Annotated in this window: 9 protein-coding genes; 3 read left to right on the top strand and 6 right to left on the bottom strand. The window is 74.2% G+C overall.

The features are described from left to right. Positions 1–64: 64 nt before the first annotated feature. The 3 genes from Q5694_RS12965 to Q5694_RS12955 form a co-directional block, all read right to left on the bottom strand. On the bottom strand, positions 65–571 hold the full coding sequence (locus Q5694_RS12965; RefSeq protein ID WP_333932986.1) for a GNAT family N-acetyltransferase: 507 nt from the start codon (positions 569–571) through the stop codon (positions 65–67). A gap of 77 nt (positions 572–648) precedes the next feature. Continuing rightward, positions 649–1,332 (bottom strand): adenosylcobinamide amidohydrolase, encoded by a 684-nt coding sequence (locus tag Q5694_RS12960; RefSeq protein ID WP_333932985.1) that lies wholly within the window; start codon positions 1,330–1,332, stop codon positions 649–651. 99 nt (positions 1,333–1,431) lie between these two features. Beyond that, positions 1,432–2,937, bottom strand: coding sequence for an FAD-dependent monooxygenase (locus tag Q5694_RS12955; RefSeq protein WP_333932984.1), 1,506 nt, complete (start codon positions 2,935–2,937; stop codon positions 1,432–1,434). 155 nt (positions 2,938–3,092) lie between these two features. Between Q5694_RS12955 and Q5694_RS12950 the strand changes: the two genes are divergently transcribed. Further along, complete coding sequence (locus Q5694_RS12950; RefSeq protein ID WP_333932983.1) at positions 3,093–4,289, top strand: cytochrome P450; 1,197 nt, start codon at positions 3,093–3,095, stop codon at positions 4,287–4,289. A 61-nt stretch (positions 4,290–4,350) separates the two neighbouring features. Here the strand turns inward: Q5694_RS12950 and Q5694_RS12945 are convergent, their stop codons facing one another. Then, a complete protein-coding gene (locus Q5694_RS12945) occupies positions 4,351–5,601 on the bottom strand; it encodes a helix-turn-helix domain-containing protein (protein WP_443040874.1) in 1,251 nt (416 codons plus the stop codon). A 719-nt stretch (positions 5,602–6,320) separates the two neighbouring features. Between Q5694_RS12945 and Q5694_RS12940 the strand changes: the two genes are divergently transcribed. Then, positions 6,321–7,007 carry a PAS domain-containing protein gene (locus tag Q5694_RS12940; protein WP_333932980.1) on the top strand — a complete coding sequence of 229 codons (687 nt, stop codon included), beginning with the start codon at positions 6,321–6,323 and terminating at the stop codon, positions 7,005–7,007. Between the two features lie 123 nt (positions 7,008–7,130). On the opposite strand, the gene Q5694_RS12935 is transcribed toward Q5694_RS12940, so the two are convergent. Together Q5694_RS12935 and Q5694_RS12930 are read right to left on the bottom strand one after the other, a co-directional pair. Further along, a complete protein-coding gene (locus Q5694_RS12935) occupies positions 7,131–7,649 on the bottom strand; it encodes an RNA polymerase sigma factor (RefSeq protein ID WP_333932978.1) in 519 nt (172 codons plus the stop codon). A 50-nt stretch (positions 7,650–7,699) separates the two neighbouring features. Next, positions 7,700–9,028 carry a phthiocerol/phthiodiolone dimycocerosyl transferase family protein gene (locus Q5694_RS12930; protein WP_443040866.1) on the bottom strand — a complete coding sequence of 443 codons (1,329 nt, stop codon included), beginning with the start codon at positions 9,026–9,028 and terminating at the stop codon, positions 7,700–7,702. A 448-nt stretch (positions 9,029–9,476) separates the two neighbouring features. Here Q5694_RS12930 and Q5694_RS12925 point away from each other — a divergent pair, with 448 nt between their 5' ends. Beyond that, the gene (locus Q5694_RS12925) at positions 9,477–18,086 is read left to right on the top strand and encodes an amino acid adenylation domain-containing protein (RefSeq protein ID WP_333932977.1); all 8,610 of its coding nucleotides are present in this window, start codon (positions 9,477–9,479) and stop codon (positions 18,084–18,086) included. Positions 18,087–18,128 lie beyond the last annotated feature (42 nt).

The raw sequence follows: 18,128 nt of genomic DNA, 5'->3' as shown, positions 1-18,128 counted from the left end.
GGCGTGGCACCGGGCGCCTCGGCCGTCCGCGCGGACCGGAAGCGCAGTCGGGCACTCCGACGTCCTACGCCGTGCGGCCGTCCGGGGCGCGTGCCTCCGCGGGAGCGTTCCGCAGCCACGTGTAGGGGACCGGCTGGACGGCGTTCCAGCTCTCGGCGAGCGCCGGATCGACCGGTACGAAGCCGGCGCCGAGATAGCACCGGAGCGCCCGGTCGTTGTCCGGGTGGACCCGCATGAAGACGTCGTCGAAACCGGCCTCGACGGCCCGGGCGAGGAGAGCCGTCACCAGCTCGCGCCCCAGCCCCTCGCCCCGGACCCGGGGATCCACGATGAGCCGTGCCAGCTCGACCTCGTCCTCCTCCTCGTCGAACCACAACTCCCCGTACGCGAGCGGTTCGTCGCCCTCGACCAGGAGGTGGGCCCGTACGTCGTCGTCCTCGTGCCATGCGCGGACCGTGCGCTCGGACAGGGGGAACGCGTGCCGCCCGCACCACATGAGGACCTCCTCCGCGGACGTCGGCCATCCGGCGACCGTGGACGCGTGCGGAGGGGCGAAAGGACGAAGTTCCATGATCACCTGCCGTCTGGGCGCTGCCGGGGCGGCGACAGTACGCCGGACGGCCCTGCGGGCTCCACCGGATTCGGGTCTCACGGCCCGGCGGGGACGGCGTCGCGCACGGCTCGGTGCACGGCACGGGCCAGGCGTGCGCCCCACAGCGAGCGGGGACCGGCGAAGGCGTGGACCTCGTCCCCGGCCAGCGGGGAGCGGGCGGCGACGCACACGGCGTCCGTCGGGGTCCCGGAGCAGTCGTAGCCCGCGTCGAGCAGTGCCTGCACCTTGGCCTCGGTGGCCGTGGCCACGGCGTTGACCAGGGCGGCGTCGGACAGGGCGGCGGGAAGCGCCGCGACGATGTTGATCGTGCCCGGTCGCGTGTCCCCGTCACGGCCCGCCACCGGGGACGCCGCCCAGCCGCGCACCCCCAGCCCCGCGGTGGCGACCGCCTCCACGCCACCGTCACGGCCGTGGCCGTAGGCCCGGACGTCGGCCGCCGTCATCAGCCCGACACCCGGCCCGCGGGTCCCGGCGGCACGGGCGAGTTCCGCGAGGTGCCGGTCCGGGTCGGTGCGCCGGTATCCGTGCGCCACCTGTGCGTTGAGGACGAAGGACCGCGTCCCGACGCCCCCGCCGAGGACGGCGCTGCTGACCATCCGCCAGCCGTCACCCGCCCGCCACAGCAGACCGTGCAGCCGCTCGCCGTCCTCGACGCGGCTGAGCTGCTCCACCGTCAGCAGATCGGTGGCGGGGCGGGGCAGCGGGATCGCGGCGGTCACGGACGGGCACTCCTTGCGGGACGGCTACCGGCCGATCGTATGCGGTGCCCGCCCGGTGCCGGTCGGCTGGACCTGTCGGCCCGGAAGTCCGGCAGGCCCTCAGGACACCCCGGCCCGCAGGCCGATCCGGGTCACGTAGCGCTCAAGGTCTCCGGGATCGACGGTGGCCAGACCGATGTGGTTGTCCGGGCGGATGAGGAACAGTCCGGTGCCCAGTGCCTCGGCGAGCGGGCCGCCGGTCACCTGGTGCGTGCGGACGCGCCACGCAGTGGCAGGAGGCGTGCAGTCCACCGCCAGCAGGGTGAACTCCGGGCCCCTGAGGAGGTCGAAGAGACCGTCGTGGGGGCCGTCGGTGGTGACGCACGGGAGGTCGGGCGCACGATCGCCGGCCCGGACATCGGCCGGGGAACGGCCCGTACGCGTGTCGGTCGACAGGTCGCTGTCGCGGTAGTGCACCGACAGCAGGTGGCAGACCCGCCCCCGGTAGCGGGCCTGTTCACCGGCGTCCCGCGTCTCACGGCCCGCCCGGTACAGGCGCGTGCTGAGATCCAGTACGTCGGCTGCCGCCGCCCGGCGCTCGGCCTCGTAGCTGTCCAGCAGCGCGTCCGGGGCGCGGGCACCGACGACCAGGGCGAGCTTCCACCCGAGGTTGTAGGCGTCCTGCACGCCGATGTTCAGTCCCTGGCCACCTCCGGGCGGGTGCAGATGAGCGGCGTCCCCGGCCAGGAGGACGCGCCCCTGCCGGAAGCGTTCGGCCAGCGCGGTACGGGGCCGGTAGAACGAGTACCACCCCACCTGCGTGACGGCCTGCGGGGGCAGATGGGTACGGGCGGCGACCAGGTCGCGCACGGTCTCGGGCGCCGCGGCGAACTCCTCGCCGGTGATCTTGGCGTTGAGCTGGAAGTCCGCCGTTCCGGGCAGCGGGCACATCAGCAGCTCACCGGCCGGGTCGGGCCAGATGTGCCAGTGCCCCCGATCCAGCCCCCGGACGCGGACGTCCGCCACCACCGCCGAGCGCAGCCCCCCGTCGTCGCCCTTCATGGCGATGCCCGACGACTCGCGCACCGTGCTGTGGCCGCCGTCGGCACCCACCAGGTAGCGCGCCGACAGCCGGCGCCGGCCACCGTCGGGGTGGGTCACCTCGGCCGTCACCTGCGCGTCCGACTGGGTCAGGCCGCTCAGCCGGGCACCGTACTCCAGCGTCCCGCCCAACTCCAGGAACCGGTCGCGCAGGATCTCCAGAGTGCGCCACTGCGGGACCAGCCACGGGCGAGGATGCCGCGACACCGGTGCGTCCGGGTCGGGCTCGATCAGCTGCCACTCGCCCTCGCGCTCGCCGTCGCGCCATGTCTGCATGGGTGGGAAGAGGGAGCCGGCGGCGTGCACCGCGTCGCCGACGCCGAGGTCGTCGAACACCTCCAGCGTGCGCGACTGCAGGCTCTTTCCGCGCGAGCCCGCCGGAAGGCGTTCGGCCGCTTCGACGACATGGGTGCGCACACCGCGCCCGGCCAGGTCGCAGGCGAGGGCGAGGCCGGTCGGCCCGGCGCCGACGACCAGCACGTCCACGGCCGGAGGACGGGGTGACTCAGGGGTGGGATGGGGCACGTCTCCCTGCTTTCTGCCGTTTGACCGGCACTGGATGCATGGAGCGGCGCTCTGCCGCACTATGCGAGATGTCCCCCCTCGGGCAGGGCGGCCGTGGCCCGTGCCCACCGGTTCCGCCCACATGGCCGCACCACCGCACGCCCTCAGGAGTACCCATGGCTCACGCCGTCGCCTGCCCCTTCGACCACAGCGAACGACTCGCCTTCGACCCCTCCCTCGCGCAGCTCATGGCGGACGGCCCGGTCACCCGCATCCGGCTGCCCTTCGGGGAGGCCGAGGCGTGGCTGGTGACCAGCTTCGAGGGGGTGCGCCAGGTGACGACCGACCCGCGGTTCAGCCGGGCCGCCGTCGTCGGACGCGACTACCCGCGGATGACTCCGGAACCGATCGTCTCCCCGGAATCGCTCAACGTCATGGACCCGCCGCGCAGCACCCGGCTGCGTCATGCCGCCGCCCGGGCCTTCACGCAGAGCAGCGTGAAGGGCATGACACCGGCCATCGAGCAGGTGGCGCACCGGCTGGTGGACGAGATGGTCGGGAACGGCCCGCCGGCGGACCTCGCCCGCTGCCTGTCCGAGCCGCTTCCCAACCACACCATCTGCGCGCTGCTGGACGTACCCGCCGCGGACCGGCCCCTCATGCTGCGCCTCACCCAGCAGATGCTCACCACGGCACCCGAGGGCAGGCAGGCGGCGGCCGCGGCCAAACAGCAGCTGCGCGGCTACTTCACCACGCTCGTCGCCGAGCGCCGCAGGGACGGCGGCAGCGACCTCATCAGCACCATGGCTGCGTCCGAGCAGGGGGAGGAGCCCTTGAGCGACGACGAACTGGCCGTGCTGGCCCTGACGCTCATCCTCAGCGGCAACGACACGGCCACCTGCCAGATCAGCAATATCGCCTACACCCTGCTGACCCGGCCCGATCTGCGTGCCCTGGCCGAGCACAGCCCCGAACGGCTGCCCCGGCTGCTGGACGAACTGCTGCGGCACATCCCCTTCCGCAAGGGGGTCGGCATCCCGCGCGTCGCGGTGGAGGACGTGAAGCTGGAGGGGGTGCTGATCCGCGCGGGTGAATTCGTCCACGTCTCCTACCTGGCGGCCAACCGGGACCCGGAGGTGTTCGAAGCCCCCGACGTCATCGACGTCGACCGGGCGCCCCACCCGCACATGACGTTCGGCTGGGGCGGCCACCACTGCGTCGCCAGCACCCTCGCCGTCGCGGAACTGAGAGCTGCGATCGAGGTGCTGTTCACCCGCCTGCCCGGCCTGCGCCTGGCGGTTCCGGCCGAGGAACTGACCTGGGACACCCGGACGATCCGCCGCTTTCCCGTGGAGTTGCCGGTGACGTGGTGACGGGTGGGGGGACGGCCCCGGCGGACCCGTGCTCCTCGCCACCGGCCGGCACGGGTCCGGCTCAGGGGCAGCGGTCACGCTGACGTCCGGACCCGGGTCGCTCCGCCGCTCCCGGGGCCGTGTCGTGGGGGCGGACGTCGGCCAGGGTCGTGGCGAGGGACTGCCAGACGTGGGCGGCCAGGTCCAGGTTGGCGGACTCCGTCGCCTGCCGCCCCAGCCGTCGCAGCGCTGCGATGCCCTCGTCGGCACGGTCCGCGAGTATCTTCAGACGGCCGTCGAGGACCGACAGGCGTACGCGTTCACGGTAGGACAGACGCAGGTCCTCCTCGGCGAGCAGCGCCTGACTCAAGGCCCTGGCGTCGTCCAACCGTCCCTGATGGAAAGCCAGATGGGCTTCGAGGGCCCGTACTTCCTGCAGTTGACCAGGGGTTCCGACGAGACGCAGGACGGCCGCGGCCTCACCCAGCCGGCGCTCGGCGGCAGCCACCCGGGGCGGTGACATCTGCAGCGCGGCGTCGGCGGCTGCGACCCGAAGCCGGGTCCACAGGGCCAGGTCGTCCCTGCCCTCCAGCAGGCTGAGGGCCGTCTCCAGCCGGGTCCGGGCGGTCGTGTCGTCGCCCTGACGGCTGCTGACCACGGCGGCCGTCCACAGGGCCTCGGCCGCCTGGGCCGGCGCGGCCCGGACGAGCAGATCCCGCTCCAGTTCGGCGACATGGCGGCCGGCCGCCTCCAGCTTGCCGAGCTCCGTCTCGACGCCGATCAGCGCGATCAGGGCGGACAGGGTGTCGGCCACGGCGAGTTCCTCGGTGCGCGCCACGCACAGTGCCTCCACGGCCGCCGCCTCGGCGGCGCGCATGTCGCCCAGGGAGCGTGCGCAGCGGGCGAACTGCACGCGCGACCGGGCCCTCAGTTCCGGAGCGTTCAACCGGTCGCTCAGATCGACGAGTTCCGCCAGCCTCGTGCGCTCCAGCTCCCGGTCCCCGTCGCGGTCCGCGGCGCGGCTCAGCAGCCACAGCGCCTGCCAGCGGGCTGCGGGGTCCTCACCCGCGTCCTCCTCGACCGCGCGGCACAGCGCCGACGTGTCGTCCGCGCCGGGCGGCGCCGAGGTCACGGCGGCCAGGATGCCGGTCAGGGGCCTGCCGTCGGACGGACCCGTCAGGACGGACGGGTCGACGCCGAGCCGCCGGGCGAGGTAGGTCACGGCGCGCTCGGTGGGCGGCCGCTCACCGGATTCCAGACGCGACAGGTATCCCGTCGACATGCCTTGGCCGACGAGACCGGCCTGGCTCAGCCCCCGTGCCAACCGGAGCATTCTCAGCCGACGGCCGAAATACGGCTGTTCGAGCATCTCCCTCCCCTGCTCCCCAGGCGCCGTCGGCGCCACGCTGCGCCGCTCACGCCTGCCCGTTCGGGCGTACGAAATTGCCAACACTTTAGGAAGTGCGGCAAGGGGCGACAAGCCGTTTAACGCAGGTCAACCGGCCGGTGCCCGGGCGGTGTCCGGCTGTGCGGGCAATGTTTGAACTGCCTTTCAGGGCGCCCGAATTCAGCCCGTTCGGATGCCGGTCGACGCGTTGTCCAGGTCACTTGGCAAACTCTTGCCAGGGGAGTTGCCGAGGTCTAATCTCGAAAGCGTCCCCTTGATGTGACCCCCATTTCGCCATGCGGAGGTTCTCGTGCTGAGCAGGTTCCGACCGGCTCCCTCGCGACGGCCGGAGGTGCGGCCCGCGGACCCTGCCCGTGGTTTTCCGCCACGATCGGACGCCCAGGTCCCATGGCGATGACAACGTTATCCCCGGCAGTCAGGGGCCGTCCGCCTCGGTGCCGCTCTCTCTGCTCACTCTGACCGACCCGGGAGGCCGGCGCCTCGGTGCCGGCCGCCCCGGAACGACGCGGACAACGGCCCCGGCCACCAGTGAGGTGGTGCCTGCCGTCACCGGTCGCTCGTCGACACCCATGCACAGCGCACCGGTCCGTTCCGCGTCCGCTCACCCTTCCCCGCCCGCATGCAGGAAGAAGGACGGTACGTCCGTGGCGACCACGAGTTTCCCCGACGCCTCGCCCCACAGGAACAAGACAGCCGCCGCGGCCGCCCCCGCCCGCCGTGGCCCGACCGGCGACGGCTCGCCGGGCCCCGGCGCCCCGGCCGGAGCCTGCACGGCCCATGTGTCCCCCGGAGTTCCGGTCGTGACGGCCGCCGAACCCGAATTCGCCGGCCAATTCGGGCTGACCGCCGACGAGATATGCGGGTACAGCATTCTCGACCTTCTTCGTTCACCCCGTCCCGCGCGGCTGCGGGAACAATTCACGGCCCTTTCCTCGGGGCACCTGCGGCGGGTCACGGAAAGGGTCACCGGCCGGAACGGCAGCGGCCGGGAGTTCACGGCGGAGATCACCGCCGTCGCCGTGCGGGAACCTGCCGGTGAGGTCGTCGGCGTCGTCGTTCTCCTGCGCAGGGCCGAGGACGCGCTGTCGGCCGGGCCGGTGCTCAGCGCCCTCGACGCGCAGGTCCTGGAGGGCGTGGCGAGCGGTGAGTCCACGGTGCAGCTGGCCTCCCGTCTCTATCTGAGCCGTCAGGGAATCGAGTACCGCGTCGGGCAGATGCTGCGGCGCTTCGACGCGCCCAACCGTCCCGCCCTGGTGGCGCGGGCACACGCACTCGGCATGTTCGCCACGGGGCAGTGGCCCCCCCGTGTCCTCCCCGAACGCGTGCGCTAGCGCGGGACCCCCGGGGCGGGGCGGGACACGTGTGCCGCAGCGATCCGGAGTGCCAGTCCCGGAGCGGCCGTGGCGGTGACACACCGCCACGGCCGCGTCCACGTCGAGCAGCGGGCGCCGGTCTCAGGCCGCCGAGGGCTGCCACGCCTCCTGGAAGCGGCGCCGGGCGCGAAAGAGGCGGGAGCGGACGGTGCCCACGGGCAGGGCGAGCACCTCGGCCATCTCCTCCTCGTTGAGCCCGTAGGCACGCAGGGTGAGGACCTGCCGGTGCGCCCGGGACAGGCGCTCCAGCACGTCGCTGATGTGCACCGCGTCCAGCGGATTGGTCTCCTGCTGGGAGTCCACGTCGGAACACGAGCGTTCCTCGCCGTAGCGCTTGGCGGTGCGGACGGCCTCGCGGACCGTCACCGAGCGCACCCAGCCGTAGAACGCCGCCGGTTCGCGCAGGGTGCCCAGACCGCGGTAGATGGCGAGCAGCGCCTCCTGTGTGGCGTCGGCGCCGTCGTCGTGGGTGATGGACCGGCAGATACGCGCGACGTAGGGCGTGATGCCGGTCAGCAGGTGGTTCATGGCGTGCTCGTCACCCGCTTGCGCGCGGGGCAGCAGTGTCAGGGGGGAGGGGAGTTCGCTGACGGTGGTCATGTCGGTCACGGGTTCCTCGGCGGAGGCGGGGGAGCGGGGAGCGGGCCTGATCAGCCCGTGACGGCGCGGTCGGGTCGCGCCGCGCTCGCGAGGCGGAGGAGACCGGCGCGGACCTCGTCGCGGAAGGCGCTCATGAAGGCCGGGCTGTAACAGGCCGTGGAATGCGGGAACTCCACCGAGAGCCGGCCTTCGAAGGACACGACGCACGCCATGACGGGGCTGCGTCCCGCCTGCGGGAAGTAGTGCTCGCGGGCCGGCACCAGACGCACGTCGGACGCCAGCAGTCCCTCCGGCAGCCGGGGACCCGGGACGACACCCATGTTGGTGACGATCACGGTGGCCAGTTGGAGCGCGGGATTGCGGGGGATCTCCGGCGTGAGGCGCATCTCGTGGAAGTGGTCGCCGCGGGAGAGGAAGTCGTTCAGGCGGCCGTGCACGGTACGCGCCAGGACCAGTGGCTCGGCCGAATCGGACACGTCGAGGGTCTGCAGGTGCGTGGTGACCGCGGGCACCAGGGCGGAGGCGGGCAGCGGCGGGGAGAGCCGGGAACGCAGGTCGACGGGGGAGAGGCAGCCGAGGGTGCGCGAGCCGTCTCCCTCCAGCCGCCGCCGGGCCGTGCCCAGCAGCGTCGCGGCGATCAGGGCGTGGACCGAGACGCCCGCGTCGCGCGCCGTCCGCCGCAACCGCGCGGTGTGATCGGCGTCCAGGGTCAGCCGGCGGACTTCGATGTGCCCCTCGCCGTCGGCGTGGTCACCGGCCGTGACGTCGTACGGCACCAGCTCGACCGGGTGCCGCCGCACCTCCTGCAGACGGCTGTCGAGGTACTTCGCCGTGTCGGCGGCGTCGGCGCCCGGCACCAGCCGGCTGACGGGTTCGGGCCAGCTCGGCGCCGCGGAGCCGGCTCGGTCGGTGGTGGGTTCCCCCTCGACCAGTGTCCGGTAGCGGTCCCACAGCGCGTTGTGCAGCGCGATGCTGCTGTGCCCGTCGGTGACGGTGTGGTCCACCACCAGGACGAACAGATGGCTCTCGGCGTCCGGTGAGCTGACCAGGACGGCACGGCTCAGCGGTCCCCCGACCGGGAGAGGCCGATTCAGTTCCGCCGCGTAGGCCTCCGTCTCGTCGCCGGTCCGGGTGGTCAGCCGGGGCCGTTCGTCCTCGTCGAGCAGGCGCAGCAGGTGGCCGGTGCCGTCCTGCTCGATGCGGGAGCGCAGCGGCGGGTTCGTCTCCGTCATGGCGTCGAACGCGGCCGACAGCGCCGCGACGTCCACGCGTCCGCGCAGGGTGCAGGACAGCACGGCTCTGCTTCTCTGACCCACGTAGAGCGTCTCGACCGGACACAGCGCACGGTGCATGCCGTCAGCCTTCTTTCCGTCGTCCATTGCGGGGTTCCACGGCCCCGGATCGGGCGGCCGCCGCGGCTTTCCGCGGGGCGCAGGGGGAGCGTTCCGAGAGTGCACGGCGCAACACGTCCTGATCCAGCGGAGAGGGCCGTGGCGGAGGAAGTCGCGTGATTTCCCTAGAAGTTGACCGGCGTGGCGCACTCCCCGGCACCCCGCATTCCAGGGAAACCCCTAATCGGCGCCGTCACGGCCCGTTGGCGCTTGACCCGGCGGGTTCGGGTGCCGCACCGTGATGTGCCGTGAAACCGGGGCCGGGTGAGGTGCCTCCCCTGCCCCCGGCGTGCGACCCCCCGCCCGCCCTGTCGGCCGCACGGTCCGGCGCGTACACCCGCGCGAGGACCGTGCGGAGCGGTGGCCGCACCCGTTTCCGATCCGGCCGGGCCTTCGCCGTCCGGGACATTACGGCTAGCCACGTGAGGGTTGTGCTATGTCACTCCAGGAGGACGCACGTCGACCGCTGTCCGGAGCCCAGGAGGGCCTCTGGTACGCCGGGCGCCTCGCACCGGACAGCGCCGCGTACAACACCGCGGAGGCGGTGGAGATCCACGGCCCCCTCGACACCGGTCTGTTCGAGACCGCGCTGCGGCGCACGGTGGGCGAGGCCGACACCTTCGCCCTGCGCTTCGCCGAGACCGACGACGGCCCCCGCTGCCACCTCGCCGCGGACGCGGACGACTGGGTCCTGCACCGGATCGACGTCAGCGGCACGGAGGATCCCGAGGCGGCCGCCTGGGCACACGTGCGTACCGACCTCGCGGCACCCGTGGACCTGGAGAAGGGCCCGCTGTTCGCACACACCCTGCTGACCCTGGCCCCCGACCGCTTCCTGTGGCTGCTGCGGGCCCACCACATCCTGCTCGACGGTTACAGCTACAAGCTGCTCGGGCGGCGGCTGGCGGACACCTACAACGCCCTGGCCGAGGGGCGTGAACCGGAGCCCTGCGGCTTCGCGCCGGTGAGCCGGCTGCAGACGGAGGAGGCGGCCTACCGCGCCTCCGAGGGGTACGCCCGCGACCGCGGCCACTGGGCGCGGCGCCTGTCCGCCCTGCCGGAGCCCGCCCGGCTCACCTCGCGGACGGCTGCTCCCACCGCGCCCTTCCTGCGCCGCACCGCCGAGCTCACACCCGCCGAGACCGGCACCCTCGACGCAGCGGCCGCCCGCCTCGGCGTGCAGCGCACCGACCTGCTGACCGCCGTCACGGCCGCCTATCTGCACCGCATGACCGGCGCCGAGGACCTGGTGCTGGGCATGGCCACCATGAGCCGCCTCGGCAGCGCCGCCCTGCGCACCCCCGGCACCGCCTCCGACGTCCTGCCGCTGCGCGTGACCGCCCGCCCCGGAACGTCCCTGCAGGACCTGGTGCGGGCCGTCGCCGAGGAGCTGAAGGCCCTGCGCCGCCACCAGCGCTACCGCGGCGAGTTCCTCCGCCGGGACCTGGGACTGCTCGGCACCGGACGCCGGCTGTACGGGCCGGTGCTCAACATCGTCCCGTTCGACGAGTCCCCGGTCTTCGGCGGACACCCCACCACCTGGCACCACTTGTCCGGCGGGGCCGTCGACGACCTGCAGATCTCGGTACGCCCCGGGAGCCGCCCCGGTGGACTCTGGCTGGCCTTCGACGCCAACCCGGCGCTGTACGAGGAGGACGAACTCGCCCTGCACCGCGACCGGTTCCTCGCACTGCTGCGCCACTTCGCCGAGGCCGGCCCGACGGCACCGCTGGACGACCTGGACCTGCTGCTGCCGGGGGAACACCCCCGGGACACGCCCGTCCACACGTATCGCGTCGAGCGGACCCTCACGGAGTTGTTCGAGGAGCGGGCGGCGGCCGGGCCGGAGCGCACCGCCGTCAGCTGCGGGCGGGAAAGGCTCACGTACGCCGCGCTCAACGCCGAGGCCAACCGGCTCGCCCGGCTGCTCACCGAGCACGGCGCGGGCCCCGGCCGGGTCGTGGCACTGGCCCTGGAACGCGGTGTGCGGCTGCTGCCCGCCCTGCTGGCCGTCCTCAAGACGGGTGCCGCCTACCTGCCCCTCGACCCCGGCCACCCGGCCGGGCGGCTGCGGCTCGTCGTCGAGGACGCGGCCCCCGTCGTCCTCGTCACCGAGCACGCCCACGCGCACCTCGCCCCCGGCACCGTGCCGGCCGTCCTCCTGGACGACCCCGACGTCACGGCCGACCTCGCCCGCCGCTCCGGCGCCGACCTGACCGACGCCGAACGGCACGGCCCGGTGAGCCCGTCCGACATCGCCTACATCATCCACACCTCCGGTTCCACCGGCCGGCCCAAGGGCGTGCCCGTCCCGCACGCGGCCGCCGTCCGCCTCTTCGCCGCCGCGGCCGAGCACTTCGACTTCCGCGACGACGACGTGTGGACGCTGTTCCACTCCTACGCCTTCGACTTCTCCGTCTGGGAGATCTGGGGCGCCCTGTTGCACGGCGGCCGGGTCGTCGTCGTGCCGTACGCCGTCAGCCGCTCGCCACGCGACTTCCTGGACCTGCTGCACCGCGAGGGTGTGACGGTCCTCAGCCAGACGCCGTCCGCGTTCGAGCAGCTCGCCGACGCGGATGCCGAACGAGGCGGCGGCGCCGGGACGTTGCGCTACGTCGTCTTCGGCGGCGAGGCGCTGCGCCCGGCGCGGCTGCGCCCCTGGGTGCGACGGCACGGCCTGGAGCGCCCGGCGCTGGTGAACATGTACGGCATCACCGAGACCACCGTGCACGTCACCCACCACCGCCTCACCCGGGCCGATCTGGACGACCCACGCCGGGGCAGCGTCATCGGCACCCCCCTCGCCGACCTGCGCGTGCACCTGCTGGACGGGCGGGGGCGCCCGGTGCCGCCCGGCGCCACCGGCGAGGTGTACGTCTCCGGCGCCGGCGTCGCCGCCGGATACCTCGACCGGCCGGAACTGACCGCCGAACGGTTCCTCGACGACCCCTACGGCCCGCCCGGCACCCGCATGTACCGTACGGGCGACCTGGCCCGCCGCCGCCCGGACGGCACGCTGGACTACCTCGGCCGCGCCGACGCCCAGGTGCAGCTGCGCGGCTTCCGCGTCGAGCCCGGCGAGATCGAGGCGGTCCTCGCCGCCCACCCCGACGTCGCACGCGCCGCCGTCGTGCCCCGCCGGGCCGGCAACGGCGCCCTGCACCTCGTCGCCTACACCGTCCCCGCGGGTGACGCGGCCGTCGGTCCCGCGGCCCTGCGGGCACACGCCGCAGCCCACCTGCCCGAGCACATGGTGCCGGCCGTCTGCGTCCCGGTGGACACGCTGCCGCTCACCGCGAACGGCAAGCTCGACGTCGAAGCCCTGCCCGCCCCCGACTTCACCGCCGCCGCCTCCGGGACCCGTCCCCGCACGCCGCGCGAAGCCCTGGTGTGCGAGCAGTTCGAGGACGTCCTGCAGCTGCCCCGCGGCGCGGTCGGCACCGACGTCAACTTCTTCGACCTGGGCGGCGACTCCCTGCTCGCCACCCGGCTGCTGGCCCGGCTCCGGCAGGCCACGGGCGCCGAGATCCCCATCACCGCCCTGTTCGAGACACCGACCCCGGCCGCCCTCGCCCAGCGGCTCACCGCGGCGGACGACACCCCGCCCCGCCCGGTCCTCGGCGACGCCGCCCGCCCGCGGCGGGTGCCGTTGTCCTTCGCCCAGGAACGGATGTGGTTCCTGCACCGCTTCGACGACGGAGCGGCCACCTACAACATCCCGCTCCTCGTCCCGGTCGGCTCCGGCCTCGACACCGAGGCACTCCGGTCGGCCCTCGGCGACCTGGCCGACCGGCACGAGAGCCTGCGGACGGTGATCGCCGAGCACGACGGGACGGCGTACCAGCGCATCCTGCCGCCCGGGGAACTGCGTCCCGAACTGCGGCGCGTCGACTGCCCCGCCTCGGAGACCGCCGCCCACGTCGGCGCCGCGCTGCGGCACCGGTTCGACCTCACCGCCGAAAGCCCGCTGGCCGCCTGGCTGCTGGGTACCGGCGGCGAGCGCGTGCTGCTGTTCGTCCTGCACCACAGCGCGGCCGACGGCTGGTCGCTCGGTCCCTTCGCCGACGACCTGAGCACCGCCTACGCGGCCCGCCGGGCCGGCCGGGCGCCCGCGTGGACGCCGCTGCCGGTGCAGTACGCCGACTACGCCCTGTGGCAGCGCGCCCTGCTGGCCCCCGCCCCGGACGGCCCGGGGCGGCTGGAGCGGCTCACGACCCACTGGCGCACCGCGCTGGACGGCCTGCCCGAGGAGTGCACCCTGCCCGGTGACCGTCCGCGTCCCGGCACGCCGCGCGGCGACGGCGCACACGTCGAGGCGACCGTCGACGCCACCCTGCACCGCGCCCTGCTGCGCCTCGCCGACCGCGAGGGCGCCAGCCTGTTCATGGTGCTGCACGCCGCCGTCAGCGCCCTGCTCACCCGCTGCGGAGCCGGCGAGGACATCGTCCTCGGCACACCGGTCGCGGCCCGCACCGAACCCGCCCTCGACCCCCTGATCGGCCTGATCACCAACACGCTGGTGCTGCGCGCCGACACCTCGGGCGATCCCGCCTTCCGGGACCTCCTCGCCCGGCTGCGCACCGCCGACCTGGCCGCCCTGGACCACCAGGACCTGCCCTTCGACCGGCTGGTGGAGGAACTCAACCCGGCCCGCACACCCGGGCGGCACCCGCTGTTCCAGGTGATGCTGGCCCTGCAGAACAACGCACCGGCCGTCCTCGAACTGGACGGGAACCGCGTCGAGTTGAGGCCCACCGCCACCGGCACCGCCAAGTTCGACCTCTTCGTGGACGTACGGGAACGCCGTACCCCCGACGGCGTGCCCGACGGGCTGACGCTGCACGTCGAGTACGCCACCGGCCTCTACGACGCCGGCACCGCCGAGGCGTTCGCCCAGGCCCTGCGCGACACCCTGCGCCAGGTCGGCACCGACCCCGGCGTCCGCGTCGGGGACCTGCCCGCGCTGCCCGAGCGTGCCCCCGCCGGGGCGCCCTGCCACGCGGAACTGGAACGGACCGCCCTCACCGTGCCCGGCATCCGCGAGGCCCACGCCCTGGACGGCGCGGACGGCACCCCACCGCACCTCTACGTGGTGCCCGGGCGGCCGGACGCCGCCGCGCAGCTGGACACCGCACTGGACCGTGCGGGCCACGGCACCGTCCGCGTCACGGCGGTCAACCTGCTGCCCCGTGCGCAGGACGGCACCGTGGACACCGCCGCCCTGCGCGCCCTGCCCGCCGTCGACCGCACCGCCGCCGGCGACTGGCGCGAGCGGCTGGCCCGGATCCCCGGCGTCACGGCCGCCGAGGTGTCGGTGGAGACCGTCCCCGAGGAACTCGGCCTGCGCCACGCCGGACTGCCCGAGCGCGCCACGGAGTCCGCCTCCGCCGCGCCCCGCACAGCATCCTTGTCCACCGTCCCGGCCGTCAGCGAGGGCCCCGCCCTGACCGAACCCTCGGTCCCGGACTGGGCACAGGCCCTGCGCCGTGCCGCCGAACGGGGCCGCGGCGACATCGTCCACGTCCACCCCGACGGCACCGAACACCGGCGCAGCTACGCCTCCCTCGTTCCCGAGGCCTCGCGCGTGCTCGCCGGGCTTCGCCGGGCCGGGTTGCGCCCGGGCGACCAGGTGATCCTCCAGTGCGACGTGACCGAGGACTTCCTCGCCGTGCTGTGGGGCTGTGTCCTCGGCGGCTTCGTCGCCGTCCCGCTGACCGTGCCCACCTCCTACGACACCCCGTCCGCCGCACTCACGAAACTGGAGGGCATCTGGCGGATGCTCGGCCGGCCCCGGATCGTGTGCTCCACCGCCCGCGAGGCCGGGCTGCGCGAGGTCGCGGCCCGGCAGGACTGGCCCGGACTGCGGCTCACCACGGCCGACGCCCTGCGCGAGGCGCCCGAGGACCACGACTGGCACGCGGCCGCTCCGGACGACCTCATGCTGATGCTCATGACGTCCGGCAGCACCGGACTGCCCAAGGCGGTGCGCCTGACCCACCGCAACGTGCTCACCCGCTCCGCCGCCACCGAGCAGATGAACGGGCTCGGCGCGGACGACGTGTCCCTGAACTGGATCCCGCTCGACCACGTCACCGGCGTGGTGATGTTCCACCTGCGCGACGTCTACCTCGGCTGCCGCCAGATCCACGCCCCCACCCCCTGGATCCTGCAGGACCCGCTGCGCTGGATGGACCTCGCCGACCGGCACCGGGTCACCGTCACCTGGGCACCCAACTTCGCCTTCGGGCTCCTCGCCGAGCAGGCCGACCGCTTCGCCGGCCGCACCTGGGACCTGTCGCCCATGCGGCTGGTGATGAACGCCGGCGAGGTCGTCGTGGCCTCGGCCGCCCGCCGGTTCCTGCACGCGCTGCAGCCGTTCGGCCTGCCCCAGGACGTGATGCACCCCGGCTGGGGCATGTCCGAGACCTGCTCCGTGGTCACCGACGCCGTCCTGCCCGCCCGGCCCGACACGGACGAAGGGATGTTCGTCAGCTGCGGCCGGCCCTACCCCGGGTTCGCCATGCGGGTCGTCGACGAGCAGGGCACGGTCCTCACCGAGGGCGAGGCGGGCCGGTTCCAGGTCCGGGGCACCTCCGTCACCGGCGGCTACCACGACAACCCGGCCGCCAACGCCGAGGCGTTCACCGAGGACGGCTGGTTCGACACGGGCGACCTGGCGTACCTGCGTGCCGGGGAGCTGTACATCACCGGGCGCGCCAAGGACGTCATCATCGTCAACGGCGTCAACCACTACAGCCACGAGATCGAGGCCTGCGTCGAGGAACTGCCGTACGTGGAGCGGAGCTTCACCGCGGCCGTCGCGGTGCGCTCCGACCCCTCGTCGCCCACCGACGAACTGGCCCTGTTCTTCCACCTCGTACCCGAGGTGACCGCCGGGGCCCTGCGCGAGATCGCCGGGAAGGTCACACGGGAGATCGGCGTCAGCCCGGCCTTCCTGATCCCCGTGGCGCGCGAGACCGTCCCCAAGACGGAGATCGGCAAGATCCAGCGCACGAGGCTGCGCAAGCGGTTCGAAGCGGGCGACTTCGACGCCGAGGTCCGCCGCACCCAACTGCTGCTGGGCACCGCGGCCACCGTTCCCGACTGGTTCCTGCGGCCCGTGTGGCAGCGGGTGGAACGCCCCGGTGCCCGCCCGGCGGAGCCCGGACGGCACGTCCTCGTCCTGGCCCAGGAGGAGGACGCGCTGGTCCAGCGGCTCGCCCACGCCTTCCGCGACAGCGGCGGCCGGTGCACCCTGGCCGAATCGGGCACGGCGTACGCGCGCCTCGGCGCCGCCCACTACCGCGTCCGGCCCGGCGAGCAGAGCGACTACGTCGCGCTGCTGGACCGGCTGGACCACGACCAGCGGCCCGTCGACGCCGTGCTGCACCTCGGCGCACTGCGCGCCACCGGAACCGTGGAGCCCCACGACACGACCGGCGCGGAGGAACTGCTCGCCCTCGCCCGGGCCCTGACCGCGCGCCCCGAACCGGCGCGGCCCGTCGACCTGATGTACGTGACGGCGGGCGCCCACGCCGTGCACCCCGGCGAACCCGCCCACCCCGCCCACGCCATGAGCGGTGCGCTGCTGAAGTCGCTGAGCGAGGAGTCCGGCCGCCTGCGCGCCACACACCTCGACCTCGCACCGGACGGCGGCACGGACTGGCTGACCCACCTCCTCGCCGAGGCCGCGGTCGTGGCCGGCGACACCGACGTGGCGTACCGGGACGGGCAGCGGTACGTGCGCCGCCTCGCGCCCCTGCCCGACACCCCGTCCCGCGCCGGGCAGCCCGCGCCCGACGGATTCACCCTGCTCACCGGCGGCCTGGGCGGCGTCGGCGCCGAGCTCGCCGCGCACCTGCTGCGCGCCCCCGGCACCCGGCTCCTCGTCGTCGGCCGCACACCACGGCCGCAGGGCCGGATCCTGACGCGCCTGCGCGAGCTGGGCGAGGTCCGCTACACCCCGGCCGACGTCACCGACGAACAGCAGGTGCGCGACGCGGTCGAGGCCGCCACCGAGGCGTGGGGCGTGCCCCTGAGGTCGGTGCTGCACCTGGCCGGCACCCTCGTGGAGCGTCCCGTCGCGGAGCTCGACACGGCCACCTGGCGCCGGGCGCTGGAGGCGAAGGTACGCGGGGCCTGGGCGCTGCACCGGCTCACCGAGGACCACCCGGTGGTTTCCTTCACCACGTTCTCCTCGGTGAACGGCTTCTTCGGCGGCGCCATGAACGCCGCCTACGCCGCCGCCAACGCCTACCTGGACGCCCTCGCCCACCACCGCCGCGGCCTCGGCCTGCCCGCGCAGTCCCTGGCCTGGAGCATGTGGCGCGAGCGCGGCATGAGCCGCGGTTACGGCCTCACCGCGCTCACCGAGGCCCGCGGCTACCGGCTGCTCGACACCGCCGCCGCGCTGCGCTCGTTCGACCTGGCCCGTGCGCTGGACGAGCCCCACCTGCTGATCGGCGCCGACCGCACCGCCCCGTGGGTCGGCAGCCACGTCGTGACACCCGTGCGCGGGACACGGCGGCTGGCCGGGCGCGTCGGCCTGGAGGACGGCACGGACCTGGGTGCCCTGTACCGGGTGGCGGAGGAAGGTGCCCGTGCGGCCGGAGTGTCCGACGCCTGGGTGCTGCGTTCCGCGGGCACCGCGGCGGGACCGGACCGAGCGGAGGCGGGCGAGGAACCGCGCGAGCTGGAGCGCCGCCTCGCCGAGGTCTGGTGCGGCGTCCTGGGCCGGGACCGGGTGGGCCGGGACGACAACTTCTTCGACCTGGGCGGCAACTCCCTGCTGCTCGTCACCGCGCAGAGCGCGGTCAACCGCGCCTTCGGCACCGAGCTGGCGGTGGTCGACCTGTTCGCGCACCCCACCGTGCGGGACCTCGCCCGCCATCTGGCGGCCGGCGGCGCGGGCCCCGCGGCGACCGCCGAACCGTCGCCCCCGCCGCAGGCGTCCGGTCTGGACCGCGCCAAGGCACAGGCCCGGCGGCAGCGTGCCGCACGCGCACGCCGCTCCGCCCGGCACGGCGAGGACCACGGCCGTGCCTGACCGGGCACATCCAGGCCCGCACACCACCGATCCGGGAAAGGA

The organism is Streptomyces sp. AHA2 (assembly GCF_036857595.1).
Classification (GTDB): Bacteria; Actinomycetota; Actinomycetes; order Streptomycetales; family Streptomycetaceae; genus Streptomyces.
This window is presented reverse-complemented; position numbering and strand designations above follow the sequence as displayed.

Coding starts and splice junctions, on each gene's coding strand:
- Q5694_RS12965 (WP_333932986.1), bottom strand. CDS start 571: ATGGAACTTCGTCCTTTCGCCCCTCCGCACGCGTCCACGGTCGCCGGA.
- Q5694_RS12950 (WP_333932983.1), top strand. CDS start 3,093: ATGGCTCACGCCGTCGCCTGCCCCTTCGACCACAGCGAACGACTCGCC.
- Q5694_RS12945 (WP_443040874.1), bottom strand. CDS start 5,601: ATGCTCCGGTTGGCACGGGGGCTGAGCCAGGCCGGTCTCGTCGGCCAA.
- Q5694_RS12935 (WP_333932978.1), bottom strand. CDS start 7,649: ATGACCACCGTCAGCGAACTCCCCTCCCCCCTGACACTGCTGCCCCGC.
- Q5694_RS12930 (WP_443040866.1), bottom strand. CDS start 9,028: ATGGACGACGGAAAGAAGGCTGACGGCATGCACCGTGCGCTGTGTCCG.
- Q5694_RS12925 (WP_333932977.1), top strand. CDS start 9,477: ATGTCACTCCAGGAGGACGCACGTCGACCGCTGTCCGGAGCCCAGGAG.